This is a genomic window from Photobacterium piscicola, from assembly GCF_046058925.1.
Classification (GTDB): Bacteria; Pseudomonadota; Gammaproteobacteria; order Enterobacterales; family Vibrionaceae; genus Photobacterium; species Photobacterium piscicola.
The window spans coordinates 1,316,805-1,336,740 of the sequence record NZ_CP175534.1 but is presented as its reverse complement, the minus strand read 5'-3'; the positions used below and the strand labels follow the sequence as shown (position 1 = coordinate 1,336,740).

General features: G+C 38.2%; 18 protein-coding genes, 1 pseudogene and 1 riboswitch. Of the genes and pseudogenes, 7 read left to right on the top strand and 12 right to left on the bottom strand.

Features of this window, described 5'->3' with window-relative positions:
• Nucleotides 1-30: 30 nt before the first annotated feature.
• Nucleotides 31-351 carry an ATP-dependent Clp protease adapter ClpS gene (gene clpS, locus ACJZU6_RS06600; RefSeq protein WP_080157900.1) on the bottom strand — a complete coding sequence of 107 codons (321 nt, stop codon included), beginning with the start codon at nucleotides 349-351 and terminating at the stop codon, nucleotides 31-33.
• Between the two features lie 220 nt (nucleotides 352-571).
• On the opposite strand from clpS, the gene cspD reads away from it, so the two are divergent.
• Entirely contained in the window at nucleotides 572-793 is a 222-nt protein-coding gene (cspD, locus tag ACJZU6_RS06595) for a cold shock domain-containing protein CspD (protein ID WP_080157901.1), read from the top strand.
• A gap of 522 nt (nucleotides 794-1,315) precedes the next feature.
• Here cspD and icd read toward each other — a convergent pair.
• A complete protein-coding gene (icd, locus tag ACJZU6_RS06590) occupies nucleotides 1,316-2,569 on the bottom strand; it encodes an NADP-dependent isocitrate dehydrogenase (RefSeq protein WP_080157902.1) in 1,254 nt (417 codons plus the stop codon).
• Nucleotides 2,570-2,712: 143 nt separating this feature from the next.
• Between icd and ACJZU6_RS06585 the strand changes: the two genes are divergently transcribed.
• The 6 genes from ACJZU6_RS06585 (at nucleotide 2,713) to ACJZU6_RS06560 (ending at nucleotide 10,560) form a co-directional block, all read left to right on the top strand.
• Entirely contained in the window at nucleotides 2,713-3,363 is a 651-nt protein-coding gene (locus ACJZU6_RS06585; RefSeq protein ID WP_080157903.1) for a pseudouridine synthase, read from the top strand.
• A gap of 377 nt (nucleotides 3,364-3,740) precedes the next feature.
• A complete protein-coding gene (gene mnmA, locus ACJZU6_RS06580; RefSeq protein WP_080157904.1) occupies nucleotides 3,741-4,856 on the top strand; it encodes a tRNA 2-thiouridine(34) synthase MnmA in 1,116 nt (371 codons plus the stop codon).
• A gap of 14 nt (nucleotides 4,857-4,870) precedes the next feature.
• Nucleotides 4,871-5,488 carry a high frequency lysogenization protein HflD gene (gene hflD, locus ACJZU6_RS06575; protein ID WP_080157905.1) on the top strand — a complete coding sequence of 206 codons (618 nt, stop codon included), beginning with the start codon at nucleotides 4,871-4,873 and terminating at the stop codon, nucleotides 5,486-5,488.
• Nucleotides 5,489-5,576: 88 nt separating this feature from the next.
• Nucleotides 5,577-6,944 carry an adenylosuccinate lyase gene (gene purB / locus ACJZU6_RS06570; RefSeq protein WP_408900837.1) on the top strand — a complete coding sequence of 456 codons (1,368 nt, stop codon included), beginning with the start codon at nucleotides 5,577-5,579 and terminating at the stop codon, nucleotides 6,942-6,944.
• A gap of 447 nt (nucleotides 6,945-7,391) precedes the next feature.
• Nucleotides 7,392-8,966 carry an EAL domain-containing protein gene (locus ACJZU6_RS06565; RefSeq protein WP_408900836.1) on the top strand — a complete coding sequence of 525 codons (1,575 nt, stop codon included), beginning with the start codon at nucleotides 7,392-7,394 and terminating at the stop codon, nucleotides 8,964-8,966.
• Nucleotides 8,959-10,560, top strand: a complete 1,602-nt coding sequence (locus ACJZU6_RS06560; RefSeq protein WP_408900835.1) for a diguanylate cyclase — start codon at nucleotides 8,959-8,961, stop codon at nucleotides 10,558-10,560. The genes ACJZU6_RS06565 and ACJZU6_RS06560 overlap by 8 nt, the downstream gene beginning before the upstream one ends.
• Before the next feature lie 40 nt (nucleotides 10,561-10,600).
• Here the strand turns inward: ACJZU6_RS06560 and oppF are convergent.
• From oppF to moaA, 10 genes and pseudogenes are all read right to left on the bottom strand, one after another.
• Nucleotides 10,601-11,587: pseudogene (gene oppF / locus ACJZU6_RS06555) on the bottom strand (murein tripeptide/oligopeptide ABC transporter ATP binding protein OppF).
• Complete coding sequence (locus ACJZU6_RS06550) at nucleotides 11,584-12,552, bottom strand: ABC transporter ATP-binding protein (protein WP_408900834.1); 969 nt, start codon at nucleotides 12,550-12,552, stop codon at nucleotides 11,584-11,586. Before ACJZU6_RS06550 ends, oppF begins: the two are co-directional and overlap by 4 nt.
• 153 nt (nucleotides 12,553-12,705) lie before the next feature.
• Nucleotides 12,706-13,617, bottom strand: coding sequence for an oligopeptide ABC transporter permease OppC (gene oppC, locus ACJZU6_RS06545; RefSeq protein WP_080158160.1), 912 nt, complete (start codon nucleotides 13,615-13,617; stop codon nucleotides 12,706-12,708).
• 16 nt (nucleotides 13,618-13,633) lie between these two features.
• A complete protein-coding gene (gene oppB, locus ACJZU6_RS06540; RefSeq protein WP_408900833.1) occupies nucleotides 13,634-14,554 on the bottom strand; it encodes an oligopeptide ABC transporter permease OppB in 921 nt (306 codons plus the stop codon).
• A 76-nt stretch (nucleotides 14,555-14,630) separates the two neighbouring features.
• Entirely contained in the window at nucleotides 14,631-16,262 is a 1,632-nt protein-coding gene (locus ACJZU6_RS06535; RefSeq protein WP_408900832.1) for an ABC transporter substrate-binding protein, read from the bottom strand.
• A 468-nt stretch (nucleotides 16,263-16,730) separates the two neighbouring features.
• Complete coding sequence (locus tag ACJZU6_RS06530) at nucleotides 16,731-16,892, bottom strand: hypothetical protein (protein ID WP_162841603.1); 162 nt, start codon at nucleotides 16,890-16,892, stop codon at nucleotides 16,731-16,733.
• Between the two features lie 523 nt (nucleotides 16,893-17,415).
• Nucleotides 17,416-17,862, bottom strand: coding sequence for a molybdopterin synthase catalytic subunit MoaE (gene moaE, locus ACJZU6_RS06525; protein ID WP_080157913.1), 447 nt, complete (start codon nucleotides 17,860-17,862; stop codon nucleotides 17,416-17,418).
• A 1-nt stretch (nucleotide 17,863) separates the two neighbouring features.
• The gene (gene moaD / locus ACJZU6_RS06520) at nucleotides 17,864-18,109 is read right to left on the bottom strand and encodes a molybdopterin synthase sulfur carrier subunit (protein ID WP_080157914.1); all 246 of its coding nucleotides are present in this window, start codon (nucleotides 18,107-18,109) and stop codon (nucleotides 17,864-17,866) included.
• Nucleotides 18,106-18,585, bottom strand: a complete 480-nt coding sequence (moaC, locus tag ACJZU6_RS06515; protein WP_045027816.1) for a cyclic pyranopterin monophosphate synthase MoaC — start codon at nucleotides 18,583-18,585, stop codon at nucleotides 18,106-18,108. The genes moaD and moaC overlap by 4 nt, the downstream gene beginning before the upstream one ends.
• A 91-nt stretch (nucleotides 18,586-18,676) precedes the next feature.
• Nucleotides 18,677-19,666, bottom strand: coding sequence for a GTP 3',8-cyclase MoaA (moaA, locus tag ACJZU6_RS06510; RefSeq protein WP_107276389.1), 990 nt, complete (start codon nucleotides 19,664-19,666; stop codon nucleotides 18,677-18,679).
• Nucleotides 19,655-19,829, bottom strand: a riboswitch (molybdenum cofactor riboswitch). (Overlaps the previous gene by 12 nt.)
• Nucleotides 19,830-19,936: the final 107 nt, after the last annotated feature.

The window sequence follows — 19,936 nt, the reverse complement described above, 5'->3', positions numbered from 1 at the left end:
AACCACTCAATATGGCGTGCCGGAAAAAGATTATGCTTTTTCCATCGTACACAACAACGGGTGTTCATTTTCCCGCGCGTACATCATTACTTGCGCAACTTTTGTTTCTGCTACTTCGGCAGTGAAAGTGCCACAAATGGCTTTACCTTCATAATGCACCGCAAGCATCAACTGAGAAGCTTTTTCCAGATCCATGGAAAAAAATGTTTGTAACACATCAATCACAAAATCCATCGGCGTATAGTCATCATTATTTAGCACTACTTTATACATCGATGGCGGCTTAACTTGGATTTCTTCTTTATCTAAGACATCAGATTCAGGATTCATCCATTCGTATAACTTACTCATAGTTTTATCTTAGTTCATTAATTCGTGAGCTGGCTATAGCCAAGTTAACAAAAGATTTTATCAAAATGTTACAAACAATACTTGACTGACTAGTTAATTTTACTACATTGTAAAATATAGTAGATATAATCTGCATCAAAATCGCATTAGTATGCAATCAAACATTACTCGATAAGCAACTAATGTCAAATGGAACTTGAATGCAAAAAGGATGTATAGCATGGCAACAGGTACAGTGAAATGGTTCAATAACGCTAAAGGATTTGGTTTCATCTGCCCTGAAGAAGGTGAGGATGATATTTTTGCCCACTATTCAACAATTCAGATGGATGGTTACCGCACACTTAAAGCCGGTCAGCAAGTGAACTATGAAGTTCAAACAGGTCCTAAAGGTTACCATGCCAGCGCTATTATTCCCGCCCAAGGCGATGAAGCCAAATAAATGGATCCCGTATTACTTGCACATTAAGAGGTGAGTTATCTCACCTTTTATTCGTTAACTCGAAACCAAATTTCTACTATCTAGTACAATATACCAATTACACTTCGACTTCGACAGTCATCTGGTGTTATTAATCCTTCGTATATGTTTTTATGCTGAAAAATTCAACAACCATGTGAACTCACTGTTTATTGAACACTCATAAATTGAATAAAATACGCATAAAAACGTAGCGTTGCTTTAAGTATTAAAATTAAGATTTAAACATCACAATACTTAACAAATAATACACATATAGCCTATTGCATTTCTATCCTATGCCAATTTTAATGAGCTGCCTATACTGACCGACTTTCCTTATTCTCTGTTTGAGAGTTAGCGCACGAGAGTATGATATATGTAATCTCGTTACTGATCATCTATCGGTATAACACTTAATACATCTCACCGATAACAACACGCAACAGCCATAAAAAAAGCCCAGCCAATGCTGAGCTTTATGTATTTTAAATACGGTAATGGTTACATTTGCTCAATCATATCATCAGCAAATTCTGAACATTTACGCAGGTTAGCGCCATCCATTAGACGTTCAAAATCATAGGTTACGGTCTTATTACTGATCGCCGCTTCCATTGAACTAATAATCAAATCAGCAGCTTCTGTCCAACCCATATGACGTAACATCATTTCAGCAGACAGAATCAATGAACCAGGGTTAACCTTATCTTGGCCTGCATACTTAGGTGCTGTACCGTGAGTCGCTTCAAACAGCGCCACACCATCACCAATATTGGCACCCGGTGCAATACCAATGCCACCCACTTGAGCAGCTAAAGCATCCGAAATGTAATCACCATTAAGGTTCATGGTTGCAATAACATCGTACTCTTCAGGGCGCAGTAAAATCTGCTGTAAGAAAGCATCAGCAATACAATCTTTGATCACAATCTCTTTGCCTGTCTTTGGATTCTTTAACGTCATCCAAGGGCCGCCATCAAGTAATTCTGCACCAAATTCTTGTAGAGCTACATCATAGCCCCAATCTTTAAACGCGCCTTCGGTAAATTTCATGATGTTACCTTTGTGTACTAAGGTTAACGAGTCACGATCATTATCAATGGTGTATTGAATTGCAGCACGTACTAGACGTTTAGTGCCCGCCTCTGATACGGGTTTAATACCAATACCACATTGCTGTGGGAATCGAATTTTTGTTGCACCCATTTCTTGCTGTAAAAATTGAATAACTTTATCAGCTTCAGGTGTACCCGCTTGGTATTCAACCCCCGCATAAATATCTTCTGAGTTTTCGCGGTAGATAACCATATCGGTTAATTGTGGACGTTTAACTGGGCTTGGAACACCATCAAAATAACGAACAGGTCGAACACAAATATAGAGATCAAGCTCTTGACGTAATGCGACGTTCAGGGAACGAATACCGCCACCAACGGGGGTTGTTAATGGGCCTTTAATAGCCACTTTGTATTCACGAATAAAATCAAGAGTTTCTTGTGGAAGCCATGCGTCATCGCCGTAAACTTGGGTTGATTTTTCACCCGTGTAGATTTCCATCCACTCAATCTTTCGATCGCCGGCGTACGCTTTTTTAACTGCGGCATCAACAACTTTAATCATTGCAGGACTTACATCGATCCCGATACCGTCACCTTCGATGTACGGAATAATCGGGGTACTAGGAACAATCAATTTACCTTCAGCATCTACTGTGATTTTCTGACCCGCTGTCGGTATAATTACTTTACTATCCATTTTAAATCTCCTGGCATCCATTTGTTATCATTTTGTAAGAAGCGAGCAAATCATACTTTAAATTTTATCAATACGTCAATTGTGTAATTTTTCACGTATAATAAGCCTGTCCAACTCATCAACTCTTACAACAACGCGTATTTATGAAGCCAAACACCACAAATCGTCAACCTCTTCGTGCCAATAATGAGCGTAGAGCGTCAAGAAAAATAAATAAACCCAAGCGTCCTCGTGGCCCACAAAAAGTTATTTTATTTAACAAACCTTATAACACTTTGACCCAATTTTCAGGTGAACCTGGTGATAGCACCTTAGCGGATTTTATTCCGGTTAAAGATGTTTATCCTGCTGGACGGTTGGATAAAGACAGTGAAGGATTACTGGTATTAACTAATGACGGTATTTTGCAAGCGCGATTAACCCAACCACAATCAAAGCAAGCCAAAGTCTATTGGGTGCAGGTTGAAGGCGCACCAACAGCTGCAGATTTACAGCAGTTACGTGATGGCGTGACATTAAAAGATGGCCCAACGCTACCCGCTGGCGTTGAAGTGATCGAATCACCACAAATATGGGATCGTACGCCACCTATTCGTGAGCGTAAAAATATTCCCACAACCTGGCTTGCTATTACGTTACGTGAAGGTCGTAATCGCCAAGTTCGTCGCATGACGGCACATATCGGTTTTCCAACATTACGTTTAATTCGCTATCAAATGGCGCAATGGACGGTGGCAGATTTAGCGCCGGGTGAATGGAAAGAAATTACGCTTCCAAGTCCAAATCTAGCGTAGTTTTCTATTCGCACTATTCGCGCTCTATGTCTGACCACCCTCTGTCTGACATTGGAGCGCATTATTCCCATCAATACCTGAAAACTATTTCCCTCAACAAAAAACTACACTTTTTTAGTTACATCTACTATGATTGCGACAAATAGCAAACGTTTGCTATTTAATAATATCAAGATCGTAATAATAAGGAATCATGGCCTTTTTTTATCTATACCTCCGTTTTTAAATGTTTTTTTTTATTACCTTGAGTTTTATTTATACCGTTACTATCGTTAATCACTATTTATTGAAGTGTGATTCTGCTCTCGATCTGTTTCAGGCGCAGGGTTTCTGTTAGAATTACGCTCTTAACACTAAATTAGCGACAGTAGAGAAATATGTCTGATAACAGCCAAAAGAAAGTCATTGTCGGCATGTCCGGCGGCGTAGATTCATCGGTATCCGCTTACCTGCTCCTTCAACAAGGTTATCAAGTTGAAGGCTTGTTTATGAAAAACTGGGAAGAAGACGATAACGACGAATATTGCTCTGCTGCAGAAGATCTCGCTGATGCACAAGCGGTATGTGACAAACTTGGTATTACGCTGCATACCATCAACTTTGCAGCGGAATACTGGGATAACGTGTTTGAATACTTCCTTGCTGAATATAAAGCGGGTCGTACGCCAAACCCAGATATTCTGTGCAACAAAGAAATCAAATTTAAAGCCTTCCTCGAATTTGCGGATGAAGTGCTAGCAGCTGACTATATTGCAATGGGTCACTATACCCGTCGTAGTTTCCCAACAGTTGAAGGTGAAAAACCTCAAATGTTGCGTGGTGTCGATAACAACAAAGATCAAAGCTACTTCCTATACACGTTAGGTTATGAGCAAATTGCACGCAGTTTATTCCCTGTTGGTGAACTTGAAAAACCGGAAGTACGTCGTATTGCCGAAGAGCAAGGCTTGATCACGGCAAAGAAAAAAGATTCAACTGGCATTTGTTTTATTGGTGAGCGTAAATTTACTGAGTTTTTAGGTAAATACCTCCCCGCTCAACCGGGTAAAATTGAAGTTGCAGATACAGGCCTTGTTATCGGTGAACATCAAGGCTTGATGTACCACACATTAGGTCAACGTAAAGGCTTACATATTGGTGGTCAAAAAGGCGGTAATGGCCTTGAAGATGCATGGTATGTCGTTGATAAAGATCTAGAGCGTAATGTGCTAATTGTTGGTCAAGGTAAAGATCACCCTCGTTTAAAATCAAACGGTTTGATTGCCTCTCAGTTGCATTGGGTTGATCGTCAACCTATTCGCGAGACCATGGCATGTACGGTAAAAACCCGTTACCGTCAGCAAGATCTTCCTTGTACTATCATCCCAATGGATGATGAAACTATTAAAGTAATTTTTGATGAGCCTCAAATTGCAGTCACACCTGGACAATCAGCCGTGTTCTATAACGGTGAAATCTGTCTTGGTGGCGGCATTATTGAAGAGCGAATTTAAAGGAGTTTTTGCGCGTGGCTTACTCTATTTATGATCGAACGATTGCGTTTGCAGGTATGTGCCAAGCAGTCAAATTAGTTCAAGATGTTGCCCGTAATGGCAATTGCGATTCAGCAGCATTAAGCACAATGCTCAATAGCATTATGGCAACAGATCCAGCCAACACCGTCGGTGTCTACGGCAGCGAAGCTGATCTACGTATTGGCTTAGAAGCTATGGTGCGTGATATTGATGGTTCATCATCTGGCAGTGAAATAACACGATACCTTGTAGGTGTTATGGCACTGGAACGTAAACTATCGGCTCGTCGCGATAGCATGGCACAACTGAGTGATCGTGTTGACACATTGAAACGCCAAACGGTCCATTTTGAACTACTTGACGAACAAATGTTGAGTAATATTGCCAGTATTTATTTGGATATTATCAGCCCATTAGGACCTCGTATTCAAGTATCTGGTACGCCAGCGCAATTACAATTGCCTCATGTTCAGCATCGTGTTCGTGCATTATTACTTGCAGCCGTTCGTAGTGCTGTTCTTTGGAGCCAAGTCGGTGGTAAACGCCGTCATTTATTATTTGGTCGTAAGCAAATGCTAGAACAAGCAAAAATTTTGCTCGCTCGAAACTAAGTTAACGCATTGCTAACTTCAATTCAGCCTGATAAATCAAGCTGAATATTAATTTTGTTTTAACCCTCATAAACCAGGAGAGATCAACATGGAACTGTCAGCACTGACAGCTGTTTCCCCAGTAGACGGCCGCTACGGAAGCAAAACAAGCGTATTACGCAGTATTTTTAGTGAGTTCGGTTTACTAAAATACCGTACTATCGTTGAGATCCGTTGGTTACAAAAATTAGCCGCTACTGATGCTATCGTGGAAGTTCCTGCATTCAGCGCTGAAGCAAATGCATTCTTAGATCGTATTGCAGCTGAGTTTAGTGAACAAGATGCACTACGTATTAAAACGATTGAGCGTACAACAAACCACGATGTAAAAGCGGTTGAATACTTTCTAAAAGAAAAAGTAGCTGAATTACCTGAGCTCCATGCGGTTAATGAATTCATCCACTTTGCATGTACTTCAGAAGATATCAATAACCTTTCTCATGCGCTGATGCTGACTGAAGCTCGTGAAAAAGTAATGCTACCAGAAGTACGTAACGTTATTGATGCGATTAAAGCGCTTGCTAATCAATTCCGTGATGTTCCAATGCTTACCCGTACTCACGGCCAGCCAGCTTCTCCATCAACAATGGGTAAAGAAATGGCAAACGTGGCGTACCGCATGGAGCGTCAATATAAGCAAATCGAAAACGTTGAAATTCTAGGTAAGATCAATGGTGCAGTAGGTAACTACAACGCTCACCTATCTGCTTACCCTGATATCGATTGGCATCAATACAGCGAAGAGTTTGTGACGGCATTAGGGATTACTTTCAACCCTTACACCACACAAATCGAACCGCATGATTACATTGCAGAATTATTTGATGCGTTTGCTCGCTTCAATACTATCTTGCTTGACTTCGATCGTGACATTTGGGGTTATATTGCTTTAGGTCACTTTAAGCAAAAAACCATTGCTGGCGAAATTGGTTCTTCTACCATGCCACACAAAGTTAACCCAATCGATTTTGAAAACTCAGAAGGTAACCTTGGCCTAGCTAATGCTATCTTTAGTCACTTAGCACAGAAGCTACCTGTTTCTCGTTGGCAGCGTGACCTAACAGACTCTACTGTTTTACGTAACTTAGGTGTAGGTTGTGGCTATGCAATCATTGCATACACATCAACACTTAAAGGTATTAGTAAGCTTGAACTTAACCAAGATGCACTTGCTGCAGAGTTAGACCGTAATTGGGAAGTGCTTGCAGAGCCAGTTCAAACAGTTATGCGTCGTTACGGCATTGAAAAACCTTACGAGAAGCTAAAAGAGTTGACTCGTGGTAAGCGTGTTGATGGCGAAGGTATGCGCACATTCATTGATGGTTTAGAATTACCTGAGCATGAAAAAGCACGTCTTAAAATGTTAACCCCTGCTAACTATATTGGTGATGCAGTTAAATTAACAGATAAGCTATAAATTACCGCTATTACAAATAGAGTTAATAATATAAGGACGTTATTTGATAACGTCCTTTTTATTAACGCTACACTGATAATTTATTGACGGTTTGTTGACGATATCACTATTATCTTAGCTTATACTTCTCTGCGTTAATTAATAGTAATAGTTATGATGAACATTTTTATGACTATTATTTATAAATAACAATAAGGAATATAAAATAATAATAACAGCAATGAAAATTCCTACAAAATATAATATTAACGCATTCGCAATGTGCATACCTACCTAAGTTCATATTCATTGAACGATAAAACAATACCTTAGTGTTATATAAAAAATAATAAATAACGCATAGTTTATATTTTTATTGTTTTCATAACTCTTCAGGAGCATCTTGGATCTGTTTTTGCTATTTTGCTTAAGATAATTAAAATATAAAAATAGTGGAGTTCTTTCATCGTGACTATCAGACGTCCTTCAATCTCGTTATATAGCATTGTATTAATAATGTTATTTCTCGCTATAGGTTTCGTGACGTTAGCACTTACTTCACAATCAGTTGGTCGCCAATTATTTAAATATAATCTTGAATCATTTGAATATAAGCGAAGTAATAACTACTTACAAAGCATTCAATCCACTGCTATTCTACTTGATAATCTACAATATCATCTGTCTTATACCTGTGATAATGAAGATATATCAGAGCTTGAACGAGCAAGCTATTATTCATCAAATATTCGTAATATTAGCCTTACCACTAATTCAGGTAAAATCTGTGGCGATCGGACCAATTTAAGTCAGATGTATGGTTCTCCAATCAAAAAGATTCAATTGAATAATGATCTTGCCATGGTAGCAAATGCAAATAATAGTGAATCAATTCTTCAATATAGTAAAAAGGTTGTTGGTGGCGTAATTACTGTTGATATTGAAAAACAACCTATCGATGCTTTATTAGTTAATACTTGTGATAATTGTTGGGTCCAAACGATAGAGCATGATGGTATTACGTTGTATACCAGTAATACTGAAAATGCATCAAAAGCTCTGTTCAAACAACCAGCAGTCAATGATCAGCAACTAAAAAACGCAATGGAACCTATTATATCGAGGCCTTTTTATAAAAAGGCATCAATAACATATTATATTACACCTCAAGTAATTACAGACTATCGTGCACGCATAAAACCATTTTTATTGCTGGTATTAAGCGGGTTAATTTTTATTGTCTTAATAATGTTATATCGTCGCTATCGCAGCACAAGTATTATTAAATACTTGATACTCAATGCGATTAAACAAAATCATTTAGTACCTTACTATCAGCCCATTATTGATGCAGAAAAGCATTTAACATGTGGCTATGAAGTCTTAATTCGTTGGGAGACTAAAAAAGGTAAAGTTATTCTACCTGATGAATTTATTCCTCAATGTGAAACGAACGGTGTCATTACACCGCTGACTTTTCAATTAATTAATACTGTTGCGCGTGATATTCATAAGCTAGAAGCCTTACATGGCAAAACCCTGCCTTACTACTTCAGTATTAATATCAGCGCCAGTGTACTGCAAGATCCAGAGCTCATTGATATTACGCGTTCAGCTCTGGCTCACTACCACATTGCACCTCATAACATTGCTTTTGAGCTCACAGAACGTTCTCCAATTGAGAATATTGAGCAAGCAGAAAAAAACTGTCAGAAACTCAATGCCATGGGAGTTCAAATTAAGCTTGATGATGTCGGTAATGGCCACTGTGACTTGTTGTCTCTACAAAGATTACAAGCGACAACCATTAAAATTGATAAAGTCTTTATTGCTGATATTGGTTCATCAAACGCAAATACTATTATTAAATCATTAGCTGCATTTGCAGAACAAGCAGAAGTAGAAATAATTGCAGAAGGGATTGAAACACAACAGCAGGCTGAAATTTTACTTGATATTGGCATTCGTTATCATCAAGGTTTTTTATATAGCAAACCAATGCCATTTGACTTGTTAATTAACGATAAACACTTCAATGTCTAAAATAGAACATCATATATTTAAAAAAAACGATCCTGAACGGAAGTTCAACCACTTTATTTGCGAAAATAAATTCGTCAAAAAAATAGTTATTATTTTATGTAATATGTTGATACTGGCAGGTTTAGTTACTATCAGTATCCGCAATGATATTCATGAAACACAGCTATACGTGCAAGAAAATTTGAATCAAATAAAAAATGCAATGAACACGTTAGCATTTCGAAATCAACGTTATGCCAGTACGGTAACAAAAGCTATTAACGACCTAAAAAACCAACAATTACAGGCTTTAGTTACAATACATTATTACCCAAAATTAAAAGAATTTGGCTTCAATCGGGGTATTTATCCCGATAATCTGCTTAATGGCACGTTACTTGGTCCTGGGAAGCCAAATAAGCACATTCAAAATGATACCCATATTTTTGCTCTGCTTGATGATCTATGGGCTGAGCAACAACATCATTCGATCACCTATAATTACTATTATATTTCTCATACATTGGAATATTTTTATCTATCATCAAAATCCAATGCTATTAATTTTAATGCCACAAGAGAATTTTTCTCGTCGCCAAAATATAAAGATCAGCGTTCTGAATCTCAACCTGTAACATCACTATATAATGGCTTTTATTATACGGCGCCTTACCTTGATTTTTTCTCTAACCGAATGGTTATTACGATTAAATCACCCGTTTATAATAAAGATCAGGTCGTCGGTGATATTGGGGTTGATATTCCAGTTAAATCATTACTATCGTCAATCACCTTACCTAATAAATTAAAATCTTCATTAAATTTATATCTTTATGATGTTAATAAGAAAAAGAGGATTGATATTTTTAAGGGATATAACCATACACTATTACCATCAATACAGGTCTACACCCGTTTAAGTAATAATATTCTGATACACGCGAATATCTCATCAACAATTTTTATTACTTTTGCTGTTCAAATTCTGACTTTCGGGTTACTTATTTTGATCGCACTTAATTATATGAATGCCACATTAAGAAAATACAAATCTCAAAAACAGTATTATCAATTAGAGGCATATACAGATCAATTAACGGGATTATTTAACCGTCGAATTCTTGATACTGTTATCAAAAAAACACTAGAAGAAAATAGAGCAATCGATAAACCAATTTCAATGATTGTTTTTGATGCCAATGATTTTAAAACAATTAATGATACTTATGGACATGATATTGGTGACTTAGCACTGAAACATATTTCATCAACCATTGATGATATGACACGAGACAGTGATATTTGTATTCGACTCGGGGGTGATGAATTTTGTATTATTTTGCCCAATGCCGATTTAGAACAAGCATTATTAATGGCAGATCGCTTAGAATTAGCTATTTTTAGCGGCTATTTTTGTCATTATCATATAAAAGTAGCGATTTCTACTGGTTGTACGGTAATTAAGCCGAATGAAAATTTACATGATGCTTTAATTCGAGCTGATAAAACTTTGTATAAAAATAAAGAAAATAAAGCTGAAAATAGAAAAGCACTGCAACAGCAGCTAAATAATTATGTATTTAAATCTCCACCGTCTTTTCAAAAAAAAGAGTAACGCTCAATAAATAATTGAAACGTTACTCATCTTTTAGCCATTAAATCTGTAGGCACGAAACTGCATGTTGGTGAGTACCTACTAATACCGGTTTTTCTTTCGCACAATGGGCAACAGCTTTAGGGCAACGGGTACGGAAGACACAGCCTGATGGTGGGTTCATCGGTGATGGTAAATCCCCCTCTAACAACTCAATCTGCTTATTACGTTCTAACTCAGGATCGGGAATAGGTACAGCTGACATTAATGCTTTGGTATAAGGGTGCTGAGGATTAGCAAATAAAGCTTTACTGTCCCCCATTTCAACCGCATGGCCTAAATACATCACCAGCACTCTATCAGAAATATGTTTTACGACCGATAAATCGTGTGCGATAAAGATTAAGCTTAATCCCATCTCTTTTTGTAACGATTTAAGCAAATTCACCACTTGCGCTTGAATTGATACATCCAACGCAGAGACAGGTTCATCACAAATAATCATCTTGGGTTTTAAGATTAATGCACGTGCTATACCAATTCGTTGGCATTGTCCGCCAGAAAATTCATGAGGATAACGATTGATTACGTTCGGTAATAGTCCGACTTTGGTCATCATTGCTTGTACTTGTTGTTTGATTTCTTCAGCTGATAATTGGCTGTAAAATGCTTTTAATGGCTCGGCAATAATTTAGCCAACGGTCATACGCGGATTTAATGATGCTAATGGATCTTGAAAAATCATCTGAATCTGTTTGCGAGTTTCACGTCGAGCGCTGTGATTAAGCTTGGTCAGATCTTGTCCTAGCCATACCACTTGCCCTTCAGTCGCTTCGACCAAACCAATAATCGCGCGAGCAAATGTTGATTTACCACAACCTGATTCGCCAACAACACCTAACGTTTCACCTTCATAAACACTAACATTAATACCATCAACCGCTTTTAATTTGGTTGGTTGACTCCAAGGCCATGCTGATTTAGACGCAATACTAAAATGGACTTTAAGATTGGTAATATCTAATAATAATTTCTTTTCCGTCTTCATGACTGTGCTCCCATATCAGCAAAACAAGCACGTAATCTATCGTGTGCAAATGGCATTAATATTGGTGATTCTTGCTTACAACGCGGCAATACACGATGGCAACGTTCTTGATATGGACATCCAATAGGCAAGGATAATAAGTTAGGTGGGTTCCCCGGAATCGTTGGTAAATCGTCACCTTCGGTATCCAAACGAGGAATGGCGCGTAACAACCCTTCGGTATATGGATGGCTCGGACGATAAAAAATATCATTGATATCACCATATTCCATCGTCCGTCCGGCATACATCACTAACACTTTGTCACAGCTGCCAGCGACCACACCAAGATCATGGGTGATCATAATGATCGAGGTATTAAAATCAGATTTGAGATCGTTTAATAATGTCATAATCTGAGCTTGAACGGTTACATCAAGTGCTGTTGTCGGTTCATCAGCAATCAACAACTTAGGACGACATAATAACGCCATTGCAATCATAACCCGTTGACGCATACCACCAGAAAACTCATGGGGATACATAGTAATACGCTGACGCGCTTCTGGAATTTTAACTGCATCCAACATTCTTACGGATTCTTCAAACGCTTGAGATCTGCTCATGCCTTTATGCAGCATTAGTACTTCCATTAACTGTTCACTAACCTTCATATAAGGATTTAATGACGTCATTGGATCTTGGAAAATCATTGCTATTTGTTCTGCTCGAATACGATTTAATTCTTTTTCGGGTAAATTTAAAATCTCGCGACCTTCAAATTTAGCGCTGCCACTGATAATGCCGTTCTTGGCTAATAAACCCATGATTGCAAATACAGTTTGGCTTTTACCTGAGCCTGATTCACCTACAATACCTAAGGTTTGACCTTGCTCTAATGAAAAATTAAGATCATTTACCGCAGTAACATTGCCATCTGGCGTGGTAAATTCTACTCGTAAATCTTTAATTTCTAACAAACTCATACTACTTCCTTGTTATCAACAATAAGCACCGTACATTCGCTTCGGTTATTATTTATTATCAAGTGAATGATATTGGCGATACCTACTTTATTAGCTTCATAGTACTGTTCAATCACCGCTGCTATGATTAATAAAATAGGTCGCTGCTTATTTTTATCTATCTTTAGGATCTAACGCGTCACGTAAACCATCACCAACATAGTTAAAACAGAACAAGGTGATCACCATAAATCCCGCGGGGAATAAGAGCTGCCAAATAGCGACTTCCATTGTTTGTGAGCCTTCATTTAATAATGCCCCCCAGCTGGTCATCGGTTCTTGCACTCCAAGTCCGAGGAAACTTAAGAACGATTCGGTCAAAATCATAGCGGGTACTAATAATGTTGAATAAACGGCGACAATACCGAGCACGTTTGGCACAATATGACGGGTTATAATTCTCCAGCGGCTAACACCACAAACATGTGCAGCCTCAATAAACTCTTTACCTCGTAATGACAACGTCTGACCACGTACAATACGCGCCATATCCAGCCAAGAAATGGCACCAATAGCGATAAAGATCAGCATGATGTTACGACCAAAAAAGGTCACTAATACAATCACAAAAAACATAAACGGAATCGAATACAATATTTCCAAAATACGCATCATGACCCGATCAGTTTTACCACCAATAAACCCTGATGCGGCACCATAAAGCGTACCAATAATCACCGCAACTAAAGCACCTAATAGTCCTACCATCAGTGAAATACGACCACCAACTAAAGTACGTGTATAAAGATCACGCCCCAGACTATCCGTTCCAAAAAAATGTCCTTCAGCCCCTAATGATGGCGCAGCATGCAACGCATACCAATCGGTATCATCAAACGCATATTGACTGACCATCGGACCAAAAATTACCGCCAGTGTAATTAAACCTAAAATCACTAATGAGACCATTGCTGCCTTGTTACGAAAGAAACGTGAGCGAGCATCTTGCCATAAGCTACGGCCTTCTATTTCAAGGTTTTCAGAAAATTTCTCAAGAGCCTCGACATTATCTTTTTTTGTTAAAATCATAATTATCAGCCTCTTAATAACGAATTTTAGGATCGATCATCGCTAACACGATATCAACAATGGCATTGAAGATAATCGTTAACGAACCAATCAAAATCGTAACACCAAGCACTAATGAATAATCACGATTAAAAGCTGCATTAACAAACAACTTACCAATACCTGGCAGACCAAAAATTGTTTCAATCACAACAGAACCTGTAATAATGCCGACAAAAGCAGGTCCCATGTATGACACCACAGGTAACAATGCAGGTCGCAATGCGTGTTTTAAAATAATATGGCGGTAACTTAATCCCTTCGCTCGTGCTGTACGAATAAAGTTACTATTTAATGTCTCAATCATACTGCCACGCGTAATACGAGCAAATGTCGCAACATATAATAATGCCATTCCTAACATTGGCAGAATAACAAACTTGAGCGATCCATCTTGCCAGCCACCAGCAGGTAACCATTGTAAATTAATGGCAAAGATATAAATCAAAACAGGAGCGAGAATAAAGGAAGGCATCACTACCCCCGCCATTGCGGTGGACATAATGGTGTAATCAAGCCATGTATTCTGTTTTAACGCAGCCAGAGTACCAACAGATACCCCCATAACTAATGCAAAAATAAAAGCAAAAAAGCCTATTTTTGCTGATACAGGTAACGCTTTAGACACTAATTCGTTAACTGTAAAATCTTTATATTTGAATGATGGACCAAAGTCACCTTGAACAATATTGCCTAAATATGTCGTATATTGTTCAAATACAGGTTTATCTAGACCATATTTTGCTTCGATATTAGCAAGAACTTCCGGCGGTAAAGGGCGATCTGAAGTAAAGGGGTTACCGGGAGCGAAGCGCATTAAAAAAAATGAGATAGTGATCAATACCAACAGTGTCGGTATCGCTTCAAAAATCCTTTTAGCAATGAATTTAATCATATAAAGCTACCGTATTAGTTGTGCAAGCGAAGGCTGCCTTTATTATCAAAGGCAGCTAATTATTATGATGAAAAAATTATTTAGCGATGAAATACAGATCTTTAGAGTAGATATTATCTTCTGCATTCTTCATTGGATAACCGCCTAATTGTGGATTCACTAATCGCGCATTAACGTAGTGATAAATAGGCATAATTGGCATATCTTGCGCTAAACTTGCTTCTGCACGTTTATAATCTGCTGCACGCTCAGCCGCTGTTGGGGCAAGAATGGCATCATCAATCGCTTTGTCATAATCAACGCTAGCATATTTAGGGTAGTTCTGTGAGTGGCCTGTACGCATAATCGCTAAGAAGGTTGAGGCTTCATTATAATCGCCACACCAACCCGCACGAGAAACATCAAAGTTGCCTTGGCGTTTACTGTCTAAATAACTTTTCCACTCTTGGTTTTCAAGTTGTGCTTCAACACCCAATCCTTTTTTCCACATTGATGCAATCGCAACAGCAATCTTTTTATGGTTCTCAGAAGTGTTATATAACACTTTAAATGTCAGTGGATTATTCTGGCTATAGCCCGCAGCTGCTAATAATGCTTTGGCTTTTTCTAGGCGTTGCTTTTGATTTAATTTAGCGTAATCCGGCATCTCAACATCAAGGCCATTAGTTGCTAATGGCGTAAAGTTATATGCAGGTGTTTCTCCTTTACCCACGATAAATTTCGCCAATACATCACGGTCAATGGCGTACGATAACGCTTTACGTACATCGCCATTATCAAACGGCTTACGTGCGGTATTAAACTCATAATAATAAGAGCATAAATAAGGGGTTACTTTGACATCTTGCGGATAATCTTTGGTTAAACGCTTGAAATGCTCATTGGGCATTTCGTAAGTCATATCGACTTCACCAGCAAGGAAACGGTTCATTGCAGCAACTTGGTTTTCAATCGGTAAAAATGTAACTTGGTTAATTACCGTCTCTTTATTATTCCAATAATTATTATTGCGGGTTAAGACAATACGCTCGTTTACAACCCACTGATCTAACTGATAAGCACCATTTGATACGTAGTTGCCCACTTTCGTCCACTGATCACCAAATTTTTCAACTGCCTTTTTATTAACAGGTTTCATTGAGGTATGCACAAGCATTGATGCAAAATAAGATAATGGCTTATCTAGCGTTACTTTTAAGGTATGAGCATCAACAGCTTCAACACCTAATGTTGCGGGTAATTTCTTACCTGCAATAATATCTGTCGCATTTGCCATGGTCGTCATATCAAGATACGACGCATAAGGTGATGCCGTTTTAGGATCTGCAAGACGACGCCATGTATAGACAAAATCGTCAGCGGTTACGGGATCACCATTTGACCATTTAGCATCGTCGCGTAGATTAAAAATCCAAGTTTTGTTATCCGTTGTCTGCCATGATTTTGCGACACCAGCAACCAGATTACCATCGGCATCTTGATTAACTAACCCTTCAAGTAAATCACGAATAACATTTGATTCAGGAACACCTGATACTTTTTGTGGATCAAGAGATTCAGGTTCAGTGCCATTCGCACGAACTAACTCTTGTGTATCGGCCAATTTAACTTCAGTGGGAACTTGTGCTGCAAAAATTGAAAAAGAAGGAAGGGCAACAGCGAGGCCAGCACCAAGTAACAAAGCTTGGGTAATTTTATTCTTATACATGCATTAACTCCAATACATCAATTTATAACGTCCATGACATTTTCAGCCGGTCATATTGATTACTGACAAAATAGTTATTCTCAATCCTAGAGAACAACTATCAAACCGAAGAATTGTCTAAAACATTAACAGGAGTTATATTAATTTGCCACAAACAGACAAATAAAACACATTTCATACTACACATTTGGTTAACAACCACCAACATTAACTAGATCAATCTCACATTTATAGTTTATTACACCTATAATCATTAAGGTTAAAGCTATTAATATTAGTAAAAATGGCTCATTTGGCCTTTTTTAAGGTTATAATTTGTACATCAATTCAGAATCAGAATAAAAAACCACTGAAACCCAGCATTACCGAGCATAAAACAAACACTAGCATGACAAACTAAAGACAAAAAGAAACATAAAAAAAGGCACTACCTAAGTAATGCCTTTCTATAATAATACCGCATAATATTTACTTATTTTGACTGTCTAGTTCAATCAGCTGCTTGTCTTGACTCACGGCTTGTTCTTTTTGTTCGAGTAATAACGGCTCTTCGTTATCGTGGTTATTATCATCCATGCCAATATCAGCCATCATCTGCTTGATTCTTTTACAAGGTATACGTTTATGCATTATTAACCTCTCCGCTGTTAAATGATGCTAGTAGACCGTTACTGCCTCTTCACTGCTTGGTCTTATACCAGCCAAAAACTCTTACGCTTAATCTTCACCTTTTAAATATGGCACATAAATAGCAACTTCACTGGCTAATTTACCTTATTGTTGCTTATTTATAACAAAAGGATCTTAAAAAGATAACAGATAGATTATTTTAGCAAACAACATCATAAGCTGGTAAGGATCCTATAATTTAGCCAATAAGCCCGCTACTATTTAGCCACTAAGAAATATATCCTGTACCAACGTCAATTTCTTAGTAATACCTCTGTCATTTCATACGGTGAGAATAAGAGTAAAATTATGAGACCTACAGGCTGCATTTCACGACCAAGTCCATCCCGTTTTCGCACGAGTTACGTTCCAACTACCACGGCAAATCGAGATAAGAATAAAAATAAAAAATAATCTTTTTCGTTAATATCTACCTATAAAAAAAGGAGCTAAAATTAGCTCCTTTTCTATATCAATCAAAATCTTATTCTGACCATCTATCAGCGGCAGAATTGTCAGTTTCTCGCGCATCTACCCAACGACTTTCTAATGGTGTTTGCTCTTTTTTCCAAAACGGTGCTTTGGTTTTCAAGTAATCCATAATAAATTCGCAAGCTTCAAATGCAGCACCACGGTGAGCGCTTGTTACACCAACAAAGACAATTTGATCACCCAAATCAAGATCACCCACACGGTGAATCACACGTGTTTGTAATAATGGCCAACGGCTACGTGCTTGCACAATAATTTCTTGGAGGGCTTTTTCTGTCATACCAGGATAATGTTCTAAAGATAACCCAGTAACAGCATCGCCTTGGTTAAAGTCACGTACTTTACCAATAAACGTAACAACTGCCCCAGCTTCATTACCTTCAGCTAGTTTGGCGTACTCATCAGCAACAGAAAAATCATCGTGTTGTACTGAAATCATATTAACCCCCAGTAACGGGTGGAAAGAAAGCGACTTCATCACCATCTTTTATCGCAGTATCTAAGTGACAAATTGTTTGATTAACTGCAACCAATAATTTGCCTGATTCTAATGCTAACTGCCATTTGTCACCACGACTTAACAAGGCTTGACGTAAATCATCTGCTGTTGCAAATTCCGCAGCAACTTCAATCTTATCAACACCCACTAACTCTTTAATTTGAGCGAAAAACAATACATTAATCATGCTTCTGCCTTAAAGTGACCAGATTTACCGCCCGTTTTTTCAAGTAATCGTACTTGACTAATAACCATGTCTTTTTGAACCGCTTTACACATATCATAAATGGTTAATGCAGCAACAGATGCTGCCGTTAATGCTTCCATTTCGACACCCGTTTTACCTGCAAGCTTACAGCAAGATTCAATGCGAACTTTATTTTCAGCCGGTATCGCTTGCAACTGGACTTCAACTTTCGTCAGTAATAGCGGGTGACATAATGGAATTAAATCCCAGGTTTTTTTTGCCGCTTGAATACCGGCAATACGTGCTGTCGCAAACACATCACCCTTATGATGTTGGCCTGAAACAATCAATGCTAATGTTGCAGGAGCCATGTGTACAAAGGCTTCTGCACGCGCTTCTCGTACTGTTTCAGCTTTTGCCGAAACATCAACCATGTTAGCTTCACCTGAAGCATTAATATGGGTAAACTGATTCATTCTATATTCCCAATAAAAGCAATAACTTAAATGCAATTAAAATTCTTATTTCGATTGCTTATTTATTATTTATAATCATTCTTCGTACTATCTAGCCACCAATAGACGCCAAATTAGGTGTCATACCCGTCTTACCTTCATCAAGGAAGTGGCTCACCGCTTTTGTGTTTAAACTGGTTTGAATACGCTCAATAAGTTGTGGCTGCTGGCTATCGTCTGCCAACAAATCGCGTAATTCAACACCATCTTCACCAAAGAGACACAGGTGTAATTTACCTTTAGCTGAAATACGAAGACGATTACAGCTTTCACAAAAGTTCTTTTCATACGGCATGATAAGGCCAATTTCACCGATATAATCAGGGTGATAAAAAACTTGTGCAGGGCCATCATTATTATCTTTTACTTTTAGTAACCACCCATTAGCGATGAGATGATTACGAATACTCACACCAGAAACATGATGTTTACTAAAAAGACTGTCCATTTCACCGGTTTGCATTAACTCGATAAAACGTAATTGAATTGGGCGAGTTTTGATCCATTCTAAAAACTTTGGCAGTTCTTGAGAGTTAAGATCTTTGAGTAATACCGTATTGATTTTTACCTGTTCAAAACCAGCGTCAAAAGCTGCATCAATGCCTTCCATTACTTGATGAAACATATTTTCACCCGTAATTTGGTAGAACATTTTAGGATCTAAGCTATCAACACTCACATTAATATGAGTTAATCCAGCTTTACGCCATTCATGAACATGTTTTGCCATGCGGTAGCCATTGGTGGTGGTTGCCACCTTTGTGATACCCGGCTGACTCGCGACAGTACGAATAATATCGGTAAAATCACGACGCAAACTCGGTTCACCACCCGTGATACGCACTTTAGTGGTACCACAGTCAGCAAAAGCCGCAGTCACTCGATGAATTTCGTCCAGCGTTAAAAAAGAAGGTTTCTTCTGATCCGTAGGCTGGTAGCCATCTGGCAAGCAATAGGTACATTTGAAGTTACATACATCTGTAACTGAGAGTCGTAAGTAATAAAATTTACGATTAAAACTATCTTCTAATTGTTTAGCCACGGAACACCTTTCCAAATGCGGGAGGCCAGTTCATTTCTAAACCAACCCTGGTGACATTATGTCACTGGCGTTAATCACTTATTGACTATTGATTATTTCCTTTATGGATCAATCAAACAGCACGTAGCAACTTAGTGAAAAAAGCTCGGAGTTATGGCAGTTGTGCCCATCAGTCGTTGATTAACTATTAATGTCACACAACGGCATTTCTTATTTAAAAGTATCAGAGTTTTTCGAAAATTGACAAATAACTGAAAAAAACAGGCTGAC